General features: G+C 62.9%; 14 protein-coding genes. 7 read left to right on the top strand and 7 right to left on the bottom strand.

The genetic code is table 11. The annotated features are described in order from the left end of the window. Positions 1 to 33: 33 nt before the first annotated feature. Positions 34 to 501, bottom strand: coding sequence for a DUF992 domain-containing protein (locus RCO24_RS13960; RefSeq protein WP_308962929.1), 468 nt, complete (start codon positions 499 to 501; stop codon positions 34 to 36). A gap of 291 nt (positions 502 to 792) precedes the next feature. On the opposite strand from RCO24_RS13960, the gene RCO24_RS13955 reads away from it, so the two are divergent. Then, positions 793 to 1,164 carry a cyclic nucleotide-binding domain-containing protein gene (locus RCO24_RS13955; RefSeq protein ID WP_308962927.1) on the top strand — a complete coding sequence of 124 codons (372 nt, stop codon included), beginning with the start codon at positions 793 to 795 and terminating at the stop codon, positions 1,162 to 1,164. Positions 1,165 to 1,209: 45 nt separating this feature from the next. Here the strand turns inward: RCO24_RS13955 and murA are convergent, their stop codons facing one another. Both murA and RCO24_RS13945 read right to left on the bottom strand, forming a co-directional pair. Then, positions 1,210 to 2,502, bottom strand: coding sequence for a UDP-N-acetylglucosamine 1-carboxyvinyltransferase (murA, locus tag RCO24_RS13950; protein WP_308962926.1), 1,293 nt, complete (start codon positions 2,500 to 2,502; stop codon positions 1,210 to 1,212). Positions 2,503 to 2,867: 365 nt separating this feature from the next. Further along, the gene (locus RCO24_RS13945; RefSeq protein WP_308962924.1) at positions 2,868 to 3,062 is read right to left on the bottom strand and encodes a hypothetical protein; all 195 of its coding nucleotides are present in this window, start codon (positions 3,060 to 3,062) and stop codon (positions 2,868 to 2,870) included. A 222-nt stretch (positions 3,063 to 3,284) separates the two neighbouring features. Here RCO24_RS13945 and bcsS point away from each other — a divergent pair, with 222 nt between their 5' ends. The 4 genes from bcsS to RCO24_RS13925 all read left to right on the top strand — a co-directional run bounded on the left by bcsS (position 3,285) and on the right by RCO24_RS13925 (position 9,414). Further along, entirely contained in the window at positions 3,285 to 4,163 is an 879-nt protein-coding gene (bcsS, locus tag RCO24_RS13940; RefSeq protein ID WP_308962922.1) for a cellulose biosynthesis protein BcsS, read from the top strand. A gap of 270 nt (positions 4,164 to 4,433) precedes the next feature. Then, entirely contained in the window at positions 4,434 to 5,078 is a 645-nt protein-coding gene (locus tag RCO24_RS13935; RefSeq protein WP_308962920.1) for a TetR/AcrR family transcriptional regulator, read from the top strand. Then, positions 5,075 to 6,307, top strand: a complete 1,233-nt coding sequence (locus RCO24_RS13930) for an efflux RND transporter periplasmic adaptor subunit (protein WP_308962918.1) — start codon at positions 5,075 to 5,077, stop codon at positions 6,305 to 6,307. Before RCO24_RS13935 ends, RCO24_RS13930 begins: the two co-directional genes overlap by 4 nt. After that, positions 6,304 to 9,414 carry an efflux RND transporter permease subunit gene (locus tag RCO24_RS13925; protein ID WP_308962917.1) on the top strand — a complete coding sequence of 1,037 codons (3,111 nt, stop codon included), beginning with the start codon at positions 6,304 to 6,306 and terminating at the stop codon, positions 9,412 to 9,414. Before RCO24_RS13930 ends, RCO24_RS13925 begins: the two co-directional genes overlap by 4 nt. Positions 9,415 to 9,494: 80 nt before the next feature. Here the strand turns inward: RCO24_RS13925 and RCO24_RS13920 are convergent, their stop codons facing one another. Genes RCO24_RS13920 through RCO24_RS13910 form a run of 3 tightly spaced genes read right to left on the bottom strand, consistent with a single transcriptional unit; the run spans position 9,495 to position 12,461 of the window. Further along, positions 9,495 to 10,592 (bottom strand): efflux RND transporter periplasmic adaptor subunit, encoded by a 1,098-nt coding sequence (locus tag RCO24_RS13920; protein WP_308962914.1) that lies wholly within the window; start codon positions 10,590 to 10,592, stop codon positions 9,495 to 9,497. Beyond that, complete coding sequence (locus tag RCO24_RS13915) at positions 10,585 to 11,334, bottom strand: ABC transporter ATP-binding protein (RefSeq protein ID WP_308962913.1); 750 nt, start codon at positions 11,332 to 11,334, stop codon at positions 10,585 to 10,587. Before RCO24_RS13915 ends, RCO24_RS13920 begins: the two co-directional genes overlap by 8 nt. Continuing rightward, a complete protein-coding gene (locus RCO24_RS13910) occupies positions 11,331 to 12,461 on the bottom strand; it encodes an ABC transporter permease (RefSeq protein WP_308962912.1) in 1,131 nt (376 codons plus the stop codon). Before RCO24_RS13910 ends, RCO24_RS13915 begins: the two co-directional genes overlap by 4 nt. A gap of 424 nt (positions 12,462 to 12,885) precedes the next feature. On the opposite strand from RCO24_RS13910, the gene RCO24_RS13905 reads away from it, so the two are divergent. Then, on the top strand, positions 12,886 to 13,401 hold the full coding sequence (locus RCO24_RS13905; protein ID WP_308962911.1) for a DUF2147 domain-containing protein: 516 nt from the start codon (positions 12,886 to 12,888) through the stop codon (positions 13,399 to 13,401). Between the two features lie 84 nt (positions 13,402 to 13,485). Here the strand turns inward: RCO24_RS13905 and RCO24_RS13900 are convergent, their stop codons facing one another. Further along, positions 13,486 to 14,364 carry an alpha/beta fold hydrolase gene (locus tag RCO24_RS13900; RefSeq protein WP_308962909.1) on the bottom strand — a complete coding sequence of 293 codons (879 nt, stop codon included), beginning with the start codon at positions 14,362 to 14,364 and terminating at the stop codon, positions 13,486 to 13,488. 888 nt (positions 14,365 to 15,252) lie between these two features. Here RCO24_RS13900 and RCO24_RS13895 point away from each other — a divergent pair. Next, the gene (locus RCO24_RS13895; RefSeq protein WP_308962907.1) at positions 15,253 to 17,064 is read left to right on the top strand and encodes a hypothetical protein; all 1,812 of its coding nucleotides are present in this window, start codon (positions 15,253 to 15,255) and stop codon (positions 17,062 to 17,064) included. Positions 17,065 to 17,093 lie beyond the last annotated feature (29 nt).

The raw sequence follows: 17,093 nt of genomic DNA, 5'->3' as shown, positions 1-17,093 counted from the left end.
AGATGCGCGGGCGCTTGAACTACGAAGCAGGACTTAACGGATCGAAAGTTCCGCGACGCCGACGGCGAGATTGAGCCCGGTTTGTCCCTGTACGCTGACCGGCTGCAGCACGACGGATTGTTTGGAACCGCCCACCAGCACCTTCGCGCCGCCGCCGATTCCGAGCGCCACATCGGCTGTCGCGCCTGCATAATTTCCGGCAAGGCCGCGCCCGGTGATGTCGGTCGTCGACCCGAGCACGGTCCAGATGATGACGCTTTCGCTGGTCACGCCGATGTCGAGACCGATCTTGGTGATCGAAGCGGAGTAGCGTTCGGTGCGTCCCGAAACCGACTTATAGGTGCAATCGTAAGTCTTCTTGGAACCGAGAATGAGGCCGGCGCCCGCGCCGCCCGTGCAGGTCAGCGTTCCTGCCTTGACCTTTGCTTGCGCGAGGGCAGGCGCTGGCGCGAGGAGAGCCACCGCCGCGAGGGCAACGAGGATGCTACCGGATTTGGTCACGTGAGATCTCCAACGTTTGAGGGCCACCGAGCTTTCGCGTCGTCAGGCAGGATGACGTGCATTCATGTACGCCCTACGCCCGGTGTCGGATCTTGGTCTCCATTGAGGCGCGGGCATTGAGCTGCGTCAACGAATAGAAAGCCCGTCAATAAACGAAAAGTGTGGCGCGCTTAGGCCGTTGATGTCTCGCTCTGGTTAACGTCCGCGCGCGGATCTCCTGCGACAGGCGCCCGCCTTTCGCGATATAGTGCGAGTTCTCGGTTGGGTATGAATTCGGAGCGAGGCTTGGCCATGACGGGCGCCCCTTTTGACTTTGATTTCTTCGATCGCTTCAGAATTCCGCTCAAGCGGTATGCAGCCGGCGAGAAGATCTTCCTGGAGGAAGACCCGGGAGAGTTCATGTATCTCGTGGTCGAGGGGAAGGTCAGTATCGTGACTTACGGCACGGTGCTCGAGAACGTCGGGCTGCACGGCATCTTCGGAGAATTGGCCCTGATCGACAGCTCACCCCGGTCGGCGGCAGCGATCGCTGCCGAGCCGACGGAAGTGGCGCTAATCAATCGCGAAACCTTCCTCGACCTCGTACGCCACAACCCCGCGTTCTCGCTTTACGTGATGCGCCAGCTCGCTGCCCGCATTCGCCGCATGAACAAGAGCCTCTGACGCGCGGGGCCACGGTGGCCTTTGCTTTGGCCGGATGCCTCCGGCTCAACCCGCGGAGATACGTTCGATCTTCGCCCCGCAACGCGAGAGCTTTTCTTCGAGCCGCTCGAACCCGCGATCGAGATGGTACACGCGGTTGATCGTGGTCTCGCCTTCCGCCATCAGCCCCGCGATGACGAGCGAGACGGACGCGCGCAGATCGGTGGCCATCACCGGCGCGCCGCGCAGGCTTTTCACGCCCTTAATCGTGGCCGTGTCGCCGTGCAGTTTGATGTCGGCGCCGAGGCGAGCCAGCTCCTGCACGTGCATGAAGCGGTTCTCGAAGATCGTTTCGCGGATCACGCTGGTGCCGTGAGCGCGCGTCATCAGCGCCATGAGCTGGGCCTGCAGATCTGTCGGGAAGCCGGGGAAGGGCTGGGTTTCCACGTCGATGGGCTGAAGCCCGTTGCCGTTGCGCGTGATGCGGATCCCCGTATCGGTATCGGTGACGGACGCGCCGGTTGTTGCGAGCGTATCGAGCGCGTTTTTGAGCAGCTCCCGCCGCGTACCTTCGAGCACCACGTCGCCGCCTGTTGCCGCCACCGCGAACGCGAACGTGCCGGTCTCGATGCGGTCGGGTAGCACCGTATGCACGGCGCCTTCCAGACGCGACTTGCCCTGGATGCGCAAGGTCGAGGTGCCGATGCCTTCGATCTGCGCGCCCATCTTGACGAGGCAGGAAGCGACGTCTCCGACCTCGGGCTCACGCGCGGCGTTTTCGATCAGCGTCTCGCCCTTCGCCAGTGCCGCCGCAAGCAGCACATTGTGCGTGGCGCCCACCGAGACCGTCGGGAAGAGAACGTGTCCGCCCGTGAGGCCCTTGGGGGCGCTCGCGATGACATAGCCGCCGTCGATCTCGATTTCCGCGCCGAGCGCCTTGAGGCCCATGAGATGCAGATCGACGGGCCGCGTGCCGATGGCGCATCCGCCCGGTAGAGACACCTTGGCTTTGTGCATGCGCGCGATCAGCGGTCCGAGCACCCAGAAGCTTGCGCGCATACGCGAGACCAGCTCGTAGGGCGCCGTCGTGTCGGAAATGTCGCGCGCCGTGAGATGGAAGGTCTCGCCGAGATGCGGTGTAACGCCCGAGCGCTTGCCGTCGACGGCGAGATCGACGCCATGGTTGCGCAGGATGCGGGCGAGCAGGTTGACGTCGGCGAGGTTCGGCACGTTTTTGAGCGTGAGCCGGTCGTCGGTCAGCAGCGAAGCGATCATGAGGGGGAGCGCTGCGTTCTTCGCGCCCGAGATCGGGATAGATCCCTGAAGACGTTCGCCGCCGGTGATCTTGATGCGATCCATGGAGTGCTGAAACCTTTCGCCGAATTTGTGGGTATGCGGGCGAGCCGAGTAATTCCCTGCCAAGCGCCGCCCGCCGAAACGTGACCGGAATGATTAAAGTGCTTCAAGAGAAGTGGGAAGCGGTCATGGCGGAGCCATGCAACTAAAGTCATGGCGGAGCCATGCAAAGCAAAAGAGCCCGATAAGAAGCACGACAAAAATACTGCTTCCGGAAAAGCATGGCCCCGCGAAGGCAGAAAGCGCGGTCATAGACATCGGAGCCTGGATAACGGGCATCGGGCACCGGCAAATGGCGACGGCTCTATTGGCGGCCAAGCCCTGAACCGCCTTGATTTTCAAGTGCCTGGGAGAATAGGGCCGGACGCCTACAGCTCTGGGTCCTCTTCACGCTTTACCGCCGAGCCTTGCCCCTCCGGCGGTGCGGCCGTCTCGGCGCTTTCCCGTTTCCGCTGGGCCCGCGCGAGCGCCTTCCGCCGCGCCAGGTTCTCGCGCAACGCCTTCGCCTGCCGCTCCTCTCGGGAGGGCTTAGCGGTCGGTTTGTGCTGGTCGTCAGGGCACATCGAGGCCGATCCGGCTTGAGCTGGGAGACACGTTCGTTGCTACCGCGAGCGACGCGGTCTGCCAAGTGCGAGAGGCGCGCAACCTGTAATTGAGGGAGCTGTTCGGTGCCACAATCGAAAATAGATAATGATACGTAGGCAGACAATCTCCGTTGACACCATTAACGTTAAGTCCCCTGATGAGATCAGTCATGTTTCAACTGTGTTGCGTCGGTCATGGCGGTGCGGTGGCGTTCAGTTCATCGTGTTGGAGCGCGCCCGGGTCTGGGCCGCGCACGGCCGCTGATCGCTACGGCCCTGCTGGCGCTGCTCTCTCTCCCGGCCGTGGCCGATCCCGACAAGGCTCCCGCAATCGGCCGTGAGGTTTGGGCCGGTGCCGACATTTCAAGCAACGTCTGGCTTCTGTACTCCGGCGTGACGGTCGCGCCTTGGAGCGGCGTCTACGACAATGGCTGGCGCTTTCGCGCGGCTGGCGGCTACGGCGAATACAGCTACGAGAAAACGCCGAGCGAAGATCCACTTCTTGACGGACAACGCGGCCTCAATCCGCACGCGCGCACCTATTTTGCCGACGTCCTCGTCGGCTATCTGCAGCGTTTCGGGGATCTGACGGCCAAGGCCTTCGTCGGCGCCTCGATCATCAGCCACGAGATCGCGCCGCTCGATCCGGAAACCGTCGCCATTGGCGAGGAAATCGGCGTCAAAGGCGTGCTGGAGCTGTGGTTGAACATCGGCGAGCGCGGCTGGGGTTCGCTCGATCTGTCATGGTCGTCGGCGCACAACACCCGCGCCGCCAGAGCGCGGATCGGCTATCGCGTCTGGCCGAAGCTCTCGCTGGGCCTTGAAGGCGGTATCAATGTCGATGCGCAGGGCGAATGCCGGCTGGGTAAGGCCAGCGGATCCGAGTGCGTGCCGAACGATGGCGACCCCATCGAGCGCGCCGACCTGATGGACTACGCGCGCGGTGGGGCATTCGCCCGCTACGAATGGGGGAGCGGAGAAGTGTCCCTCTCCGCAGGCGTCCTCGGCGACAGCTTCGCCAACCGGGGCGAAGCAGAAATTTCGCCATACGTGACCGTCAACTGGCTCACCCAATTCTGAGATAACGGAAACCCGGTCTCGCGAGGTGGGCAACGGTCGAGGTTTGTCCGCTGTCCCTCAGTCAGCCAAATCGGGAGGCTTCCGAAAGCCCGGGCGTGGCGAACAAAATGGTTAAAGATCAAAAGCATATGCCGTCGCCAGGCGGGCATTTTGCGCCTTGACCGGGCCACAATCCTCCGACACAAACAAAATGATCATTCGTTTTGTTTCCAAGGGAACAGCGATTGGCCGACCCGTCGGCCACTGTTCATGGCCGTCCGGAAGACAACCATGCCGAAACTCACGCCAGAGACTCAGAGGGCGCGTCGAGAGCGAATCCTCGACGCGGCGGAGCGTTGCTTCGCGAATGCGGGCTTTCACCGCTGCACCATGCAGGACATCTGCAAAGAGGCCGGCATCAGCCCGGGTGCGCTTTATGTTTATTTTGCCTCGAAGGAAGAGTTGATCGCCGGCATCGTCGAGCGTGATCGCAACAAGCTCGCGTCCAAGCTTGCCGAGCTGACGGATGCGCCTGACCTGCTGTCTGCCCTCGCGAAGCTCGGCGAGCATTACACCGTCGAGGAGCCGCACTATAAGCGCGTCCTTTGCATCGAGATCGGTTGCGAGGCGACGCGCAATCCCGCCGTGGGCGAGATCTTTCGCTCTGTCGATGATTTCTGCCTCCAGAACTTCGAGCAGATTTTCGAGAAGGCGCGCCAGGACGGAAAGATAGCGCCGGAACACGACTCCCGTACGCTTTCGGAGGTTCTCTCGCTGCTCGGCGACGGCTTGTTCTGGCGCCATGCCGTCGATCGGAATTTCGATGTCGAGAAAATACTTCCCGTGATCGTGAAGCTCGTGAGCACGCTGCTGAACCCTGTCGAAGTCCCACCTCAAGTGGCCACGAAAGCCGCAAAGTCCGAGGCCACCGTATGAAGAAGCGTGCTCTTGTCATCGCCTTGGGCCTCGTCGGCCTTGTGGTCGCAGCCTATCAGGCGGGCTTCTTGACCTCCGTGGCCCGTCATGCTGAAGCCGAGAATGGCCACGTCGCCCACGCCGGTGCGCCCGCGCCTGCCGTCTCCGTCGTGCAGGCGGTGACGTCGGATTTCGTCGAGACCGTTCTCGTTACCGGGTCCTTCGTCGCGCGCGAAGAGATTCTGGTCGCGCCCGAAGTCGACGGACTGCGCGTCCTCGAGCTGAAGGCTGAGGAAGGCGATCGCGTCAAGAAAGGCGACGTGCTGGCCGTGCTCGTCACCGAGCAGATTGAAGCGCAGCTCGCCGCGAACGAAGCCGCTCTCGGAAGCGCAACCGCCAACATCGAGCGCGCGAAGAGCACGGTCGCGGAAATGGAAGCGCGCGTTGCCGAAGCCAAGGCGCAGCTCGAACGCGCCCGGCCGCTCGTGAAGGACAGGTATCTGTCCGAAAGCGTGTTCGATCAGCGCGAGGCGGCTGCCAAAACCGCCTCATCTCAGCTCTCGTTTGCTCGGGGTGGTCTCGCCCAGACGGAGGCCGAGAAAACTCAAGTCGAGGCACAGCGCCGCGAGCTCCTCTGGCGTCGAGGCAACGCTGAGGTTCGCGCTCCGGCCGATGGCATCATCAGCCGTCGCGGCGCGCGCATTGGCGGCCTCGCGCTCGGCAATTCGTTTGCCGGCGGCGACGCCATGTTCCGGATCATCGAGAACGGCGATATCGAGTTCGATGCCGAGGTTGCCGAAACGCATCTTGCGAAGGTCAAACAGGGCCAGAAGGCGCGCGTGACGTCGTCCGGCGGCACCCAGGTAACGGGAACCGTCCGCCTCGTCGCAGCCGAGGTCGACAAGGCGACGCGCCTTGGCCACGTCCGCATATTCATCGGCAACAATCCCGATCTCAAGATCGGCTCGTTTGGGCGCGGCACCATCGAGACCTCGCGCGACCGCACCATCGCCGTACCCCTATCGGCCGTCCTCTACACGGATGACGGCGCGAGCGTCCAGGCCGTGGTCGATGGCAAGGTCGTGACCCGCCAGGTCAAGACCGGGCTCGAGACCGGCGGCATGGTCGCCATCGAGGCCGGTCTGTCCGAGGGCGACCTGATCGTCTCGAAGGCCGGCACGTTCTTGCGCGACGGAGATGCGGTGCGTCCCGTTCAGCCTGCGGCCAAGATCAGTGAGGTCGGAGAATGAACATCTCCGCATGGTCGATCCGCCATCCGGTGCCCTCGTTGGTGCTGTTCATGGTCCTGCTCGTTCTGGGCCTGAACAGCTTCCAGTCGTTGCCCGTCACGCGCTTTCCGAACATCGACGTCCCGATTATCCAGGTCCGAATCTATCAGTCGGGCGCGGCGCCGTCCGAGCTTGAGCTGCAGGTCACCAAGCGGATCGAGGATGCCGTCGCCGGTATCAATGGCGTGAAGCACGTCACCTCCGCCGTGAACGAAGGCGCGTCCGTCTCGACCATCGAGTTCCGCCTCGAAATCGACCCGGACCGCGCCTTGAACGACGTGAAGGACGCGGTCCAGCGCATCCGCACCGACCTGCCGCGCACCATCGAGGAACCGGTCGTCACCCGCGTCGAGATCGAGGGTCTGCCCGTCGTGACCTACGCGGCGCGCGCACCTGCGATGACGCCTGAGGAGCTGTCCTGGTTCGTCGACGATACGCTCGTGCGCCTGCTGCAAGGCGTGAAGGGCGTGTCCGAAGTGAAGCGGACGGGCGGTGTCTTGCGCGAGGTCCGGATCAATCTCGATCCCGACCGGCTGCTGGCCTTTGGCGTGACCGCCGGCGACGTGAACCAGCAGGTCCGCGCCTCGAACATCAATCTTGCGGGTGGTCGCGGAGAGATTGCCGGTCGCGAGCAGGCCATTCGCACGCTCGCCAGCAAAGAGACCGTGACCGAGCTGGCCCAGACCGTGATCGCGCTTCCCGGCGGCCGCAAAGTGCGGCTGGATCAGCTCGGAACCGTGACCGACGAGGTCGAGGAGCCGCGCACGTTCGCCAAGCTCGATGGAGAAAGCATCGTCGCTTTCTCGATCTCACGTGCCAAGGGCGAGAGCGACACCGAGGTCGCCGCCGCCGCCGCCAAGAAGATCGAGGAGATCCAGAAGCTCTATCCGGACGTCATCCTCCAGCGCATCGACAACACGGTCGACTACACGTACGGCGTCTATCAGTCGACCATGAAGACGCTGCTGGAAGGCGCGGTTCTGGCCATCGTCGTGGTGTTCGTTTTTCTGCGCGACCTGCGCGCCACCGTCATCGCGGCCATCGCGCTTCCCTTGTCCATCATTCCCGCCTTCTGGGCCATGTCGGCGATGGATTTTTCGCTGAACCTCGTGAGCTTGCTTGCGATCACCATCGTGACCGGCATTCTCGTCGACGACGCCATCGTCGAGATCGAGAACATCGTCCGGCATATCCAGATGGGGAAATCTCCGTACCGCGCTTCGCTCGAAGCCGCCGACGAAATCGGCCTCGCCGTGATCGCCATTACGATGACGATCATCGCCGTGTTTACGCCGGTGTCGTTCATGGGCGGCATCGCAGGGCAGTATTTCAAGCAGTTCGGTCTGGTGGTCGCCGCGGCTGTCTTCTTCTCGCTGCTCGTCGCGCGACTGATAACGCCGTTGCTCGCGGCTTATTTCATGCGCAGCCATCACCACGTCGAGAAGGAAGGCCGCCTGATGCGGTTCTACACCCGCGTCATCGGCTGGACTGTGCGCCATCACTTTGCCGCCGTCGGTCTCGGCATCCTCGTCTTTATGGGATCGATCGGCAGCTTCTATCTGCTGCCGTCTGGCTTTCTGCCGCAGGAAGATAGTGGCCGCATGTTGCTCGGCGTCGAACTTCCGCCCGGAACCAAGCTCGCCGATACCGAAACAACAACCGATAACGTAACGCGTCGTATCAAGGCCCGACCCGATATCGAGAGCGTATTCGTCATCGGCGGAACCTTGCTCGGAAGCGGCGAGGAAGTTCGCAAGGCCACGTTGATCGTGACGCTTGTCCCGAAGGAAAAGCGTGCGCTTCCGCAAAGCCGCATCCAGGAACAGATCGGCCGCGACTTGGCCGACATCCCTGACATCCGCTACTTCTTCCTGCAGGACGACGGCCAGCGTGAGCTGCAGCTGGTCGTCACCGGCCGCGATGGCGAAGCCGTCAACAAGGTGGCGGCCGAACTGACCAGCCAGGCCAAGCGCATCCCGACCCTCGTCAACGTCGTCTCGACCGCCGAACTGGATCGTCCCGAGCTGCGCGTCTATCCCCGTTCCGAGGTCGCAGCCGAACTGGGCATAACCACCGAGGCGATCTCGGAAGCGGTGCGTATCGCCACCATCGGCGACATTGGCGCCAATCTCGCCAAGTTCGACGTCGGAGATCGGCAGGTGCCGATCCGCGTGCAGTTGAAGGAAGGTGCGCGCGAGAACCGTCAGCTACTCGAGGGACTCAAGATCACCACGGCCTCGGGCTCGTCGGTGCCGCTCTCGGCCGTCGCCACGTTCGGTTACGGCCAAGGCCCGACCGCCATCGACCGCTACGACCGCACACGCCGCATCGTGCTCGGCGCCGATCTCGTGACTGGAACGCCGCTCGGCGATGCCGTGGCGTCCGTGATGGCCTTGCCCGCCGCCAAGAGCTTGCCGCCGGGCGTCGAGATCAAGCAGTTCGGCGCAGCCGAAATCATGGGCGAGGTGTTCGAAAGCTTCGGACAGGCAATGGGTGCCGGCTTGATGATGGTCTATGCCGTACTCGTTCTGTTGTTCGCAAGTTTTCTGCTGCCGATCACCATCCTCTTCTCTCTTCCCCTTTCGATCGGCGGCGCGATCACAGCTCTTGCCTTGACGGGCAACGCCATCAGCCTGCCTGTTGTCATCGGCCTGCTGATGCTGATGGGCGTCGTGACCAAGAATGCCATCATGCTCGTAGACTTTGCGGTTGAGGAGATCCGCCGCGGCGTCCCGCGCGACGAAGCGATCATTGATGCCGGACGCAAGCGCGCCCGCCCGATCGTCATGACGACGATTGCGATGATCGGCGGCATGTTGCCGTCGGCGCTCGCGCTCGATTCAGGAGGCGAATTCCGGGCTCCGATGGCCATCGCCGTCATCGGCGGGCTCATTTCGTCGACCGTGGGAAGTCTTCTGTTCGTCCCTGCAGTGTTCGCGGTGATGGACGACGTGGCGAGCGCGATCTGGCGTCTGTTCAGCCGGCATCTCGGAGAAGTTGACGAGCCCGATCAGCCGCAAGCACAGCCGCTTCTCGCGCCCCCGGCTACCCATTCCGCCGCCGAATAGAGAGAAGCAAACACGATACAAAAAAGCCGGGCGTCCCCGTCGGACCGCCCGGCTTTTTTATGTGCGCTTGGGGACGCTGATCAGCGCGCCGGCGTGGCGGAGGCCGATGCCTCGTGCCGGAAGAACGCGTCGACACGCATGCCGGTCAGAAGCGGCGGCGTACCGTCGAGCGAGATCAAGACTTCCAGAACTTCCACGTCGTTCGGGCGGCGCGGCCCGCGCGTGGTGATGCGCGGAGAACCGAGCGCCGGCGCAAGCTGGGTGACGACGCCTTCGAAATCCTTGTCGGGGAAGGCATCGGCCCGCACCACAACACGCTGCCCGATGCGGATACGCGTGACGTCGCGTTCCTCAACCTCGGCGCGGACCCGAAGGCTCGAAATATCGCCGAACAGCAGCAGCGCCGGATCCGCAGCGGGACCGGTCATCTCGCCGGCCTTGGCCCACACGTTGAGCACGGTGCCGTCGTAAGGCGCGCGCACGCGCGTACGTTCGATGGCGTTCTCGACCTGGGCGACGTCCGTACGCGCGATCGAAACCGCGGACTCGAGACGCGTGGGGAGGGGAAGGCCGGGCTTCGCCAGAACGGCCGCAAGCGCGGCGCGATCGTCGGCGAGTTTCTTGTCGGCTTCGGTAAGTTTCTCGCGGGCGGCAGTCACGGCATTGGCGTCGCCGCCGCCGATTTTGCTTTGGACAACCGCCGTATCCAGCTCGTCCTGGGCGCGGAAGTGCGCGCGCTCAGAAGCGTTGACCGCATCCTCTGCTTTGCGGCGGTCGAGTGCGACACCGGTTGCTTCCTCTTCGTCGCGCTCGCGGACGCGCACATCCGCTTCCGAACGGGCGGCGGTGAGCTTGGGCTGAAGGTCGTCGCTGTCGAGCTTCACCAGAAGCTCGCCGGCCGTGACCTTGTCGTTGGTCTTGGCGATCACGTCGACGATCCGCGCCGGAACCTCGGCCGAAATGCGCACTTCGCCGTCCTTGGGCTCGACGCGGCCGGTTGCGGAAGCTGCCCACACGGGGCGTGTCAGCGAGGAGTCGGCCGCCTGGGCGTTGCCGCTGGCGATCTGCTGCGCGCTCTGGCCGAGCTGCGGCGTCAGCTGGTTCAGCATCACGCTCGTCGCTATCGCCGCGACGGCGGCTGCCGTCACGGCTGAAAATGTCGGGTCGATTTTAGGCATTTGCTTTGCGCCTTTTTGTGAGGTCGGTGATCTCGGGAGCATCGAGGCCCTGTGGCCTGCGCTCCTCGCCGACGATGAGGCCGTCCTCGATGCGCACGACGCGGTCGGCGTAACCGAGGGTTCGGGGATCGTGGGTCACGGCCAGCACGCTGCGGTTCTGCTCCTTGGCGATGCGCGCCAGCAAAGCCATGACCGCGTGGCCGTTTTCGCTGTCGAGTGCGGCCGTCGGCTCGTCTGCAAGCACGACCGAAGGCGAAGCCGCTATTGCGCGTGCCACCGCAACGCGCTGCTGCTCGCCGCCCGAGAGGTTCGACGGATAGTTCTTGAGCCGGTTCCCGAGCCCGACCTCCCGCAGCACTTCCTCGGCGCGCAGCGCGGCCTGGTAGCCCTTGCGCCCGATCACGTCGAGCGCGATGCGCACGTTCTCAAGCGCCGACAGCGTCGGGAACAGGTTGTAGGACTGGAAGATGAAGCCGATGTGCTTGCGCCGCAGCTCCGCGAGCTCTTCGGGCCCCTTTCCGGCAACTTCCTCGCCCTCGACGCGGATCGTGCCGGAGGTCGGTGTCAGGATGCAGCCGAGAATGGAGAGCAGCGTGGTCTTGCCGGAGCCGGAAGGCCCCATGAGCAGCGTCAGCTCGCCTTTGACGAGCGACAGGTTCACGCCCTTGAGCGCGCGCACCTTGCCGGCGCCCTTGCCGAGCTCCTTGACGACGTTTTCACATTCGAGAACGGGTTTCGTCATCTGTTGAACACCGTGGCTGGATCGATCCGGGTCACTTTGATGATCGCCGAAATCGCGGAGACCGCGGACATGAAGAGGGTGAGGCCGAACAAGGCCCCGGCGAGTCCGGGCGTCATAACCAGCGGCAACGGCGTGTTGCGGCTGATGTAGAGTATACCGAGCGAGATCAGGATGCCGAGAACGTAGCCAATCACCGCGCTCAAGCCCGCCTGCGCGAGAATGACCTTATAGATGTAGCCCGAGGACGAGCCGAGCGCGCGCAGCGTAGCGAACTCGTTGAGATGGTCCTTGGTGCTGGAATAGAGCGTCTGCGCGACGATCACCGTGCCGACCAGGATGCCGAGCAACGCGCCGCCGATGAGCGCGAGACCCGCGCCGGTCCGGAACAACCATTGCCGAAGGCTGCGATCCTCGAACTCGTTCTTGGTCAGAACCTCCGCGCCGTCGAGCCGCGTCAGAAGCTCGTGGCGAACGGTCTCCAGGTTTGCGCCCGGTTCGAGCTGGACCAGATAGAACGTCGCCTTGTCGCTTTCGGCGCCAAGCAGGCTTCTCGCGCGCGAGAGCGTCGTGAAGACATAGGGTGATTGGGTGAACGAGCGGATCCGGTGGGTCAGCGCCTTCACCTTCACGCGTCCCATCGCGATCTGAGCCGTATCGCCGATGCCGTTGATGCCGAGCTCGCGGAAATAGGTGTCGTCGGCGGAAATCGCGTCGGGAGATTTGATGTCCTGCCAGGTTCCCGAGACGAGAGACCAGGGTTCGAGCGCGCCGTCCTCTGCGTCGGTGCCGACGAGCACGACGCGCGTCGACCCGCCTTCCGGTTTGCGCCATTCGGCGAACGCGACGACCAGCGGCACCACCGCCTTGACGCCGGGTGTGGCGAGCGCCTGATGCCGCTCCCGTGACGTCAGCAGGATGCCGCCTTCCTCGAAGCTCTTGGCGCCGAAGGCCGTGATCCACAGATCGCTGTTGGAGCGCTCGATCATCGACGTGATCATCCGGCTCGATCCGAGATACATGCCGAGCTGAATGGCGACGAGCACGATGGAGAACAGAATGCCCACCAGCGTCACGGCTAGCCGGATGCGATCGTGAAACAGATTTCGGAACGCCAGAGTAAGAATCATCTTCTCAAGAACCGATCGGGTTTGCGGGGCCAGGGCGCGTCGGACGTGCATGCTTCGGACGAGCGTGCGTCTCTATGAGATCGACCAGAGCAGGAGCGCCGTCACCGCGGCAAGTTCGTGAGCTCAAATAACGCTCATCCGTCACTGATGTTCTGACATAGATCGTTTATTGAGCCGGTATATAGGCTTTAAAGCGGGCACACACTACCCTTGTAGCGCCAAAGCATTCAAATCAAAGCGCTAGGGCAGAAAGATGGTAAGTCTTTTTCGTGTCCTCTTGATGAGCTTCAACACTTGATCGATAACGGTTTCGCTCCGTGTTTTCGCCGTTATTGATTGCAAAGTCGACGTCATGCGACGAAGCGACACCCGTTCGGCGCAAGCGCTTTCCTGGAAGCAGTCTAGTCAAGCCATTAGGTCCCTCATGATTCAGAGAATCTTTGCCCTGCTGGGCCCTGCCGCGCGGATTGTTCCCGTTTTCGTGATCGGCCTGGTCGCGCTCGCGTCCGAGAGTGCTGCCGCCCGCCCCGAGATCGGCGTTTGGTATGACGACAGCGGCCAAGGCGCGGTCGAAGTTTACATTTGCGCCGATAACCCCAATCGCCTGTGCGGACGCATCATTTGGCTCAAAGAGCCGCTCAATGCGGAAGGCGTTGCCAAGCACGATCGCTACAACCCGGACCCCGCTAACCAGGATCGCCCGATCTGCGGCCTGCCGATCCTCTGGGGGCTGGGCTTGATGTCGGACGGCACCTTTGACGGCGGCAAGATTTACGATCCGAAAACTGGAAAAACCTACAGCGTAGCGCTGAAGCTCACCCAAGCCGACAAATTGGTCGTGACCGGCTATCTCGGTGTGAAAATGCTCGGCAAATCGTTCACCTGGACCAAGGCACCGGCGGATCTTCCGCGTTGCGCAGGCGCCCCGCCCCCGGCCTGATTGTCCGGAACAAGATATGAAAAAGAAAAAGGCCGGGCATCAGCGCCGGCCTTTTTCTTTTGAATAAATGCAGCTGTTTCAGCTTTATTCGGCGATGCCCTTGTTCTGGACCAGCCGGGAAACGGCAGCCTTTTCCTCGAGCTTCTGCGTCAGCCGCTGCACGAATTCGACCGAACGGTCGACGACGACCGAACGCTGACGATCCAGCGTCACCATGTGATAGCTGTCATCGAGCACCGTCATTTCGACAACACCCGCGAGCTTGCGCTGCAGCTTGAATGCGTTGGAGATGTCGCTCTGGTCGTCTTCGCGCGGATGGAAGATTGCCGCGTGCTGCGTGATCTCGCCGAGGCGGCGGCGCACATCGCGTGCGAGCGCCTTGAACTCCCAAACCAGTCCGCCCCCGCGGCCGAAGAGGTCTTCCAGGGGACGGCCTTCGCTCTTGAAAGAGTCGATCACGAAGTTCCGGATGCGCTCATCCTTGATGCCGTAGGGCGCACGCTGCTGAAGCCGCATCAGCTTGGCCACCCACTTGTGGTAGACGAGCGCGAACAGGTTGAAATGCAGCGGGATCGCCCAGCCGTTAGGCCAGATCGTCGGAGCGAACAGCAACAGGCCGTGAATGTCCTTGGAGCGCTCGCGGGCGAGCCTCAGCGCGAGCATGGAGCCGGCAGAGATGCCACCGACGACAACGACGTCGCAATGCGCCTTCAGCTCGTCGTGTGCGGTCTCGAGAGCCGCGTACCAATCCTGCCAGGAAGAAAGACCGGATGCATCCGTACCGCCGCCGAGACCCGGAATGAGGGGGCAGTAAACGGTGCAGCCCTGGCGCGCAAGTCCTTGAGCCACAAAGCGCAATTCGATTGGATTGCCGCCCAGGCTGTGCACCAGAAGCACGCCGACCTTACCGCCCTCGATCAGAAGGCTGCCGCGGTAGGCGTTGATTTTTTCTTTCTTTTTCATGCGGTTAGATGAACTCGCTGTTGCACTCCAAAAGGAAATAAAGCCGATTAATGCGACGATGCCAAGCGCTGAGTCAGCGCCCCCATTAATCCTGCCCCAATAGCGACCCCTTGGTTTCCATGCTCTGCTTCATTTATTGGCGCCTTGCTCGCAAAATAAACGAGCAGCCGTTTCATAAGCTTGAGCCCGAAGGACCTCTATAATCTCTCCAATCGGAAATTTTCCGCTAATCAGCCAAAGCGCCGGACCCTGTGCGACGTGCGTTTCGCACATCGTCGGGCCCAGAAGGATTGCCTAGCTTGGCCGCCGTCGCCCTACCTGCAACTCTCGCACCGGCTTTGCCTATGGGGCTATCGGTCGCAAGGTAAATAAGGGCCAACACAATCAGACCTTGCCTCGTCACTTTAGAGTGAAATCTTACGCGACGAGAAGCTCCGAACCGCCCCCGAAAGGGCCGATGGCGCCGTACTGATCGCCGTGTGCGGCAGAAATTTGACGGCCGATTTATCGTTAACGGATCATCTGCCGGCCTCTCACCGCAATTCCAATTTCCGCAGTCTTCGATCTGATTGTGTTTCGAGCGGGAATGGACGGGGATATGGCGCCCCCATTGGATGGGTGGTCAGATTGTCGCACCCGGGGAATTGGAGCTTAAATGGACCTTCGCAAGAAGTGTTTCGGATCGTTTCGTCCCGATCCGCAATTCCCGCTGCCGCGTCCGAACGAAGGAGGCGAGCCGGCCAACATGTCCGAAAAGTCACTGGTCACTCGACCACGCGCGCGTATAGTAAATAATGTCGGCGCGTAAGCCCGAGCCGTGGCCCTGAGCGGTGCAGGAAGCGCCGTTCGGAGGGGAGAGCCGCCACCGGCGCGTCGAGGAGTTTGCCGTTGTCTCGTTTTCTGCGTCCTGCTGTCTCGGCGATCCTGGTACTGGCGGTTTCGACGCGCGAGGCGCTCCCCGTTTTTGCCGCTCCTCCCATGACGCGGGCCGACTATGAGGCGTGCCAGTCGGCCGATGAGGCGGGTTTCCGCAGCTCGATCGAGGCTCTTTCACTGAAGGCCCTCGAAGCCGGCGTGAAGAATATCGACTACCGCGCAGCCGTCGACAACCAATGGCGCCGTCTCGGCATGGACGATCTGCTCGCCAAGCGCGTGGATTTGGCGGTCGAGGAAGTCCGCAGCGAGACCAGCTGGGCGGGACTTGCCCAATCGCTCGTCAACTCGGAGAAAGCCCAGGCGATATCCACCGCGGTCGCCGAGCGTGTCTACAAGTCCGATGCCATGAAGACGGCGATCGAAAGCTTGGCCGTCGGTGTCGGCAACGAAGTCGGCCGCACGCTCGAACTCGCGAGCCAGGATGCGGTCGGCCCGTCGCTCGAATGCCTGCGAGCGTTCCTTGGAAAACGCTACGGCGCCACGGTGGCCGGCGTCGTCACGTCGGATGTCGAGAAAGATTTCGGCCTCGAAGCCGCAGCCGGCCGGGCAACGATCTCGTCCGGATCGGTCATTCAGCATTCTAGCCAAGGCATCGCCGGCGCTGCCATCCTGTTGATGCGTCGCCAGCTTGCAAACATCGCCGCCCGCGTCGGCCAGCGCCTGGCGGGAAGCATTCTGGCGCGCCTCGTTTCGGTCGCGGCCGGGGGCGTTGGGCTGGTCCTGGTCGCCAAGGATATCTGGGAGCTGAGAAACGGCGTCCTGCCGATCATTTCCGAAGAAATGAAGTCGGACGCGAGCAAGGAGATGGTGAAAGCCGAGCTCGCCAAGACGCTCGGCGAGCAGATCGCGGAGCACCTGCACGAGATCGCCGCGAAATCAGCCGATCGCGTCATCGAGATCTGGCGCGCCTTCCGCAATGCGCATCAGAAGGCGCTCGATCTCGCCGAGCGCAACGAGGGCTTCAAGAAGTTTCTCGATACCGTGAAGCCGGAGCAGCTTGCTCGTCTGGACGAGGTCGTCGCGCTCGTACTCGGCGCGGACGGCGAGCCGGGCGTTCTGAAGCGGCTCGACAACGGAACGTTGAATGAAGCGGTGCGCTTTCTGCCAGAGCCCGCAATGGTTATTGCCCGCGATACCCGCTCGATCGATGCTGCCCTCGGCTGGTCGGCGCTCGCGGGTGATCAGCTGCCGAAAGTGCTGGAGCATGAGATCTACCGCCGCGCCGCGCCCGAAGGGTTTACGCGCCTGACGCTCTCCACCCTTCTCGCGCTCGACGATCACGTCGCGATCACACGCCTTGCGGCGCTTGCGCCAACGTCCCGCGACCGCCTGTTCGCCCTCGGCACCGAAGACTTGAAGCGCCTGGCCCGAAGCTTTTCCGAAGCCGAGCTTGAAACGCTCTCGCGCTATCTTGATGGGCTCGAGCCGGAACCCCGCGCGCGCGTCCTCGCAGCCGTCGCCGCGGCGCCGGCAAAGATGCAGAGCCTGGCTGCCCCCCGCGTCCGCGAGGCGGTGCTTGCAAGCAAGGATCAGGCCCGTGCCGTCGATATGATGCTGAGAGAGGGCAGTGGCGGCCCTGAGGTCATTCTGGAGGATGCACGCGCGGCCTGGGACGGGCAGATCTCTCCCGTTCTGCTGTGGGAGAAGCACCCGCTCGTGGTCGGAGGACTGGGGCTGGCGGTCGTCTTTGTTCTGTTGATGCTGCGCCGACTGTTTCGCCCGCGTCGCCCCACGGGCACGGGGCCGGTCCAGACGACAGCGTAACGTCCGCGTGGCGCCGCGCCTGTTGATCG

The organism is Hyphomicrobium sp. LHD-15 (genome assembly GCF_031157355.1).
In the GTDB taxonomy this organism is placed as follows: Bacteria; Pseudomonadota; Alphaproteobacteria; order Rhizobiales; family Hyphomicrobiaceae; genus Hyphomicrobium_C.
The sequence above is the reverse complement of the archived record's forward strand: the minus strand, read 5'-3'. Positions and strand labels throughout refer to the sequence as shown.

What these genes read in the sequence shown, in the direction of transcription:
- RCO24_RS13955 (WP_308962927.1), top strand. Translation starts at nt 793, where the DNA reads ATGACGGGCGCCCCTTTTGACTTTGATTTCTTCGATCGCTTCAGAATT.
- murA (WP_308962926.1), bottom strand. Translation starts at nt 2,502, where the DNA reads ATGGATCGCATCAAGATCACCGGCGGCGAACGTCTTCAGGGATCTATC.
- RCO24_RS13945 (WP_308962924.1), bottom strand. Translation starts at nt 3,062, where the DNA reads ATGTGCCCTGACGACCAGCACAAACCGACCGCTAAGCCCTCCCGAGAG.
- RCO24_RS13935 (WP_308962920.1), top strand. Translation starts at nt 4,434, where the DNA reads ATGCCGAAACTCACGCCAGAGACTCAGAGGGCGCGTCGAGAGCGAATC.
- RCO24_RS13930 (WP_308962918.1), top strand. Translation starts at nt 5,075, where the DNA reads ATGAAGAAGCGTGCTCTTGTCATCGCCTTGGGCCTCGTCGGCCTTGTG.
- RCO24_RS13925 (WP_308962917.1), top strand. Translation starts at nt 6,304, where the DNA reads ATGAACATCTCCGCATGGTCGATCCGCCATCCGGTGCCCTCGTTGGTG.
- RCO24_RS13920 (WP_308962914.1), bottom strand. Translation starts at nt 10,592, where the DNA reads ATGCCTAAAATCGACCCGACATTTTCAGCCGTGACGGCAGCCGCCGTC.
- RCO24_RS13915 (WP_308962913.1), bottom strand. Translation starts at nt 11,334, where the DNA reads ATGACGAAACCCGTTCTCGAATGTGAAAACGTCGTCAAGGAGCTCGGC.
- RCO24_RS13910 (WP_308962912.1), bottom strand. Translation starts at nt 12,461, where the DNA reads ATGATTCTTACTCTGGCGTTCCGAAATCTGTTTCACGATCGCATCCGG.
- RCO24_RS13905 (WP_308962911.1), top strand. Translation starts at nt 12,886, where the DNA reads ATGATTCAGAGAATCTTTGCCCTGCTGGGCCCTGCCGCGCGGATTGTT.
- RCO24_RS13900 (WP_308962909.1), bottom strand. Translation starts at nt 14,364, where the DNA reads ATGAAAAAGAAAGAAAAAATCAACGCCTACCGCGGCAGCCTTCTGATC.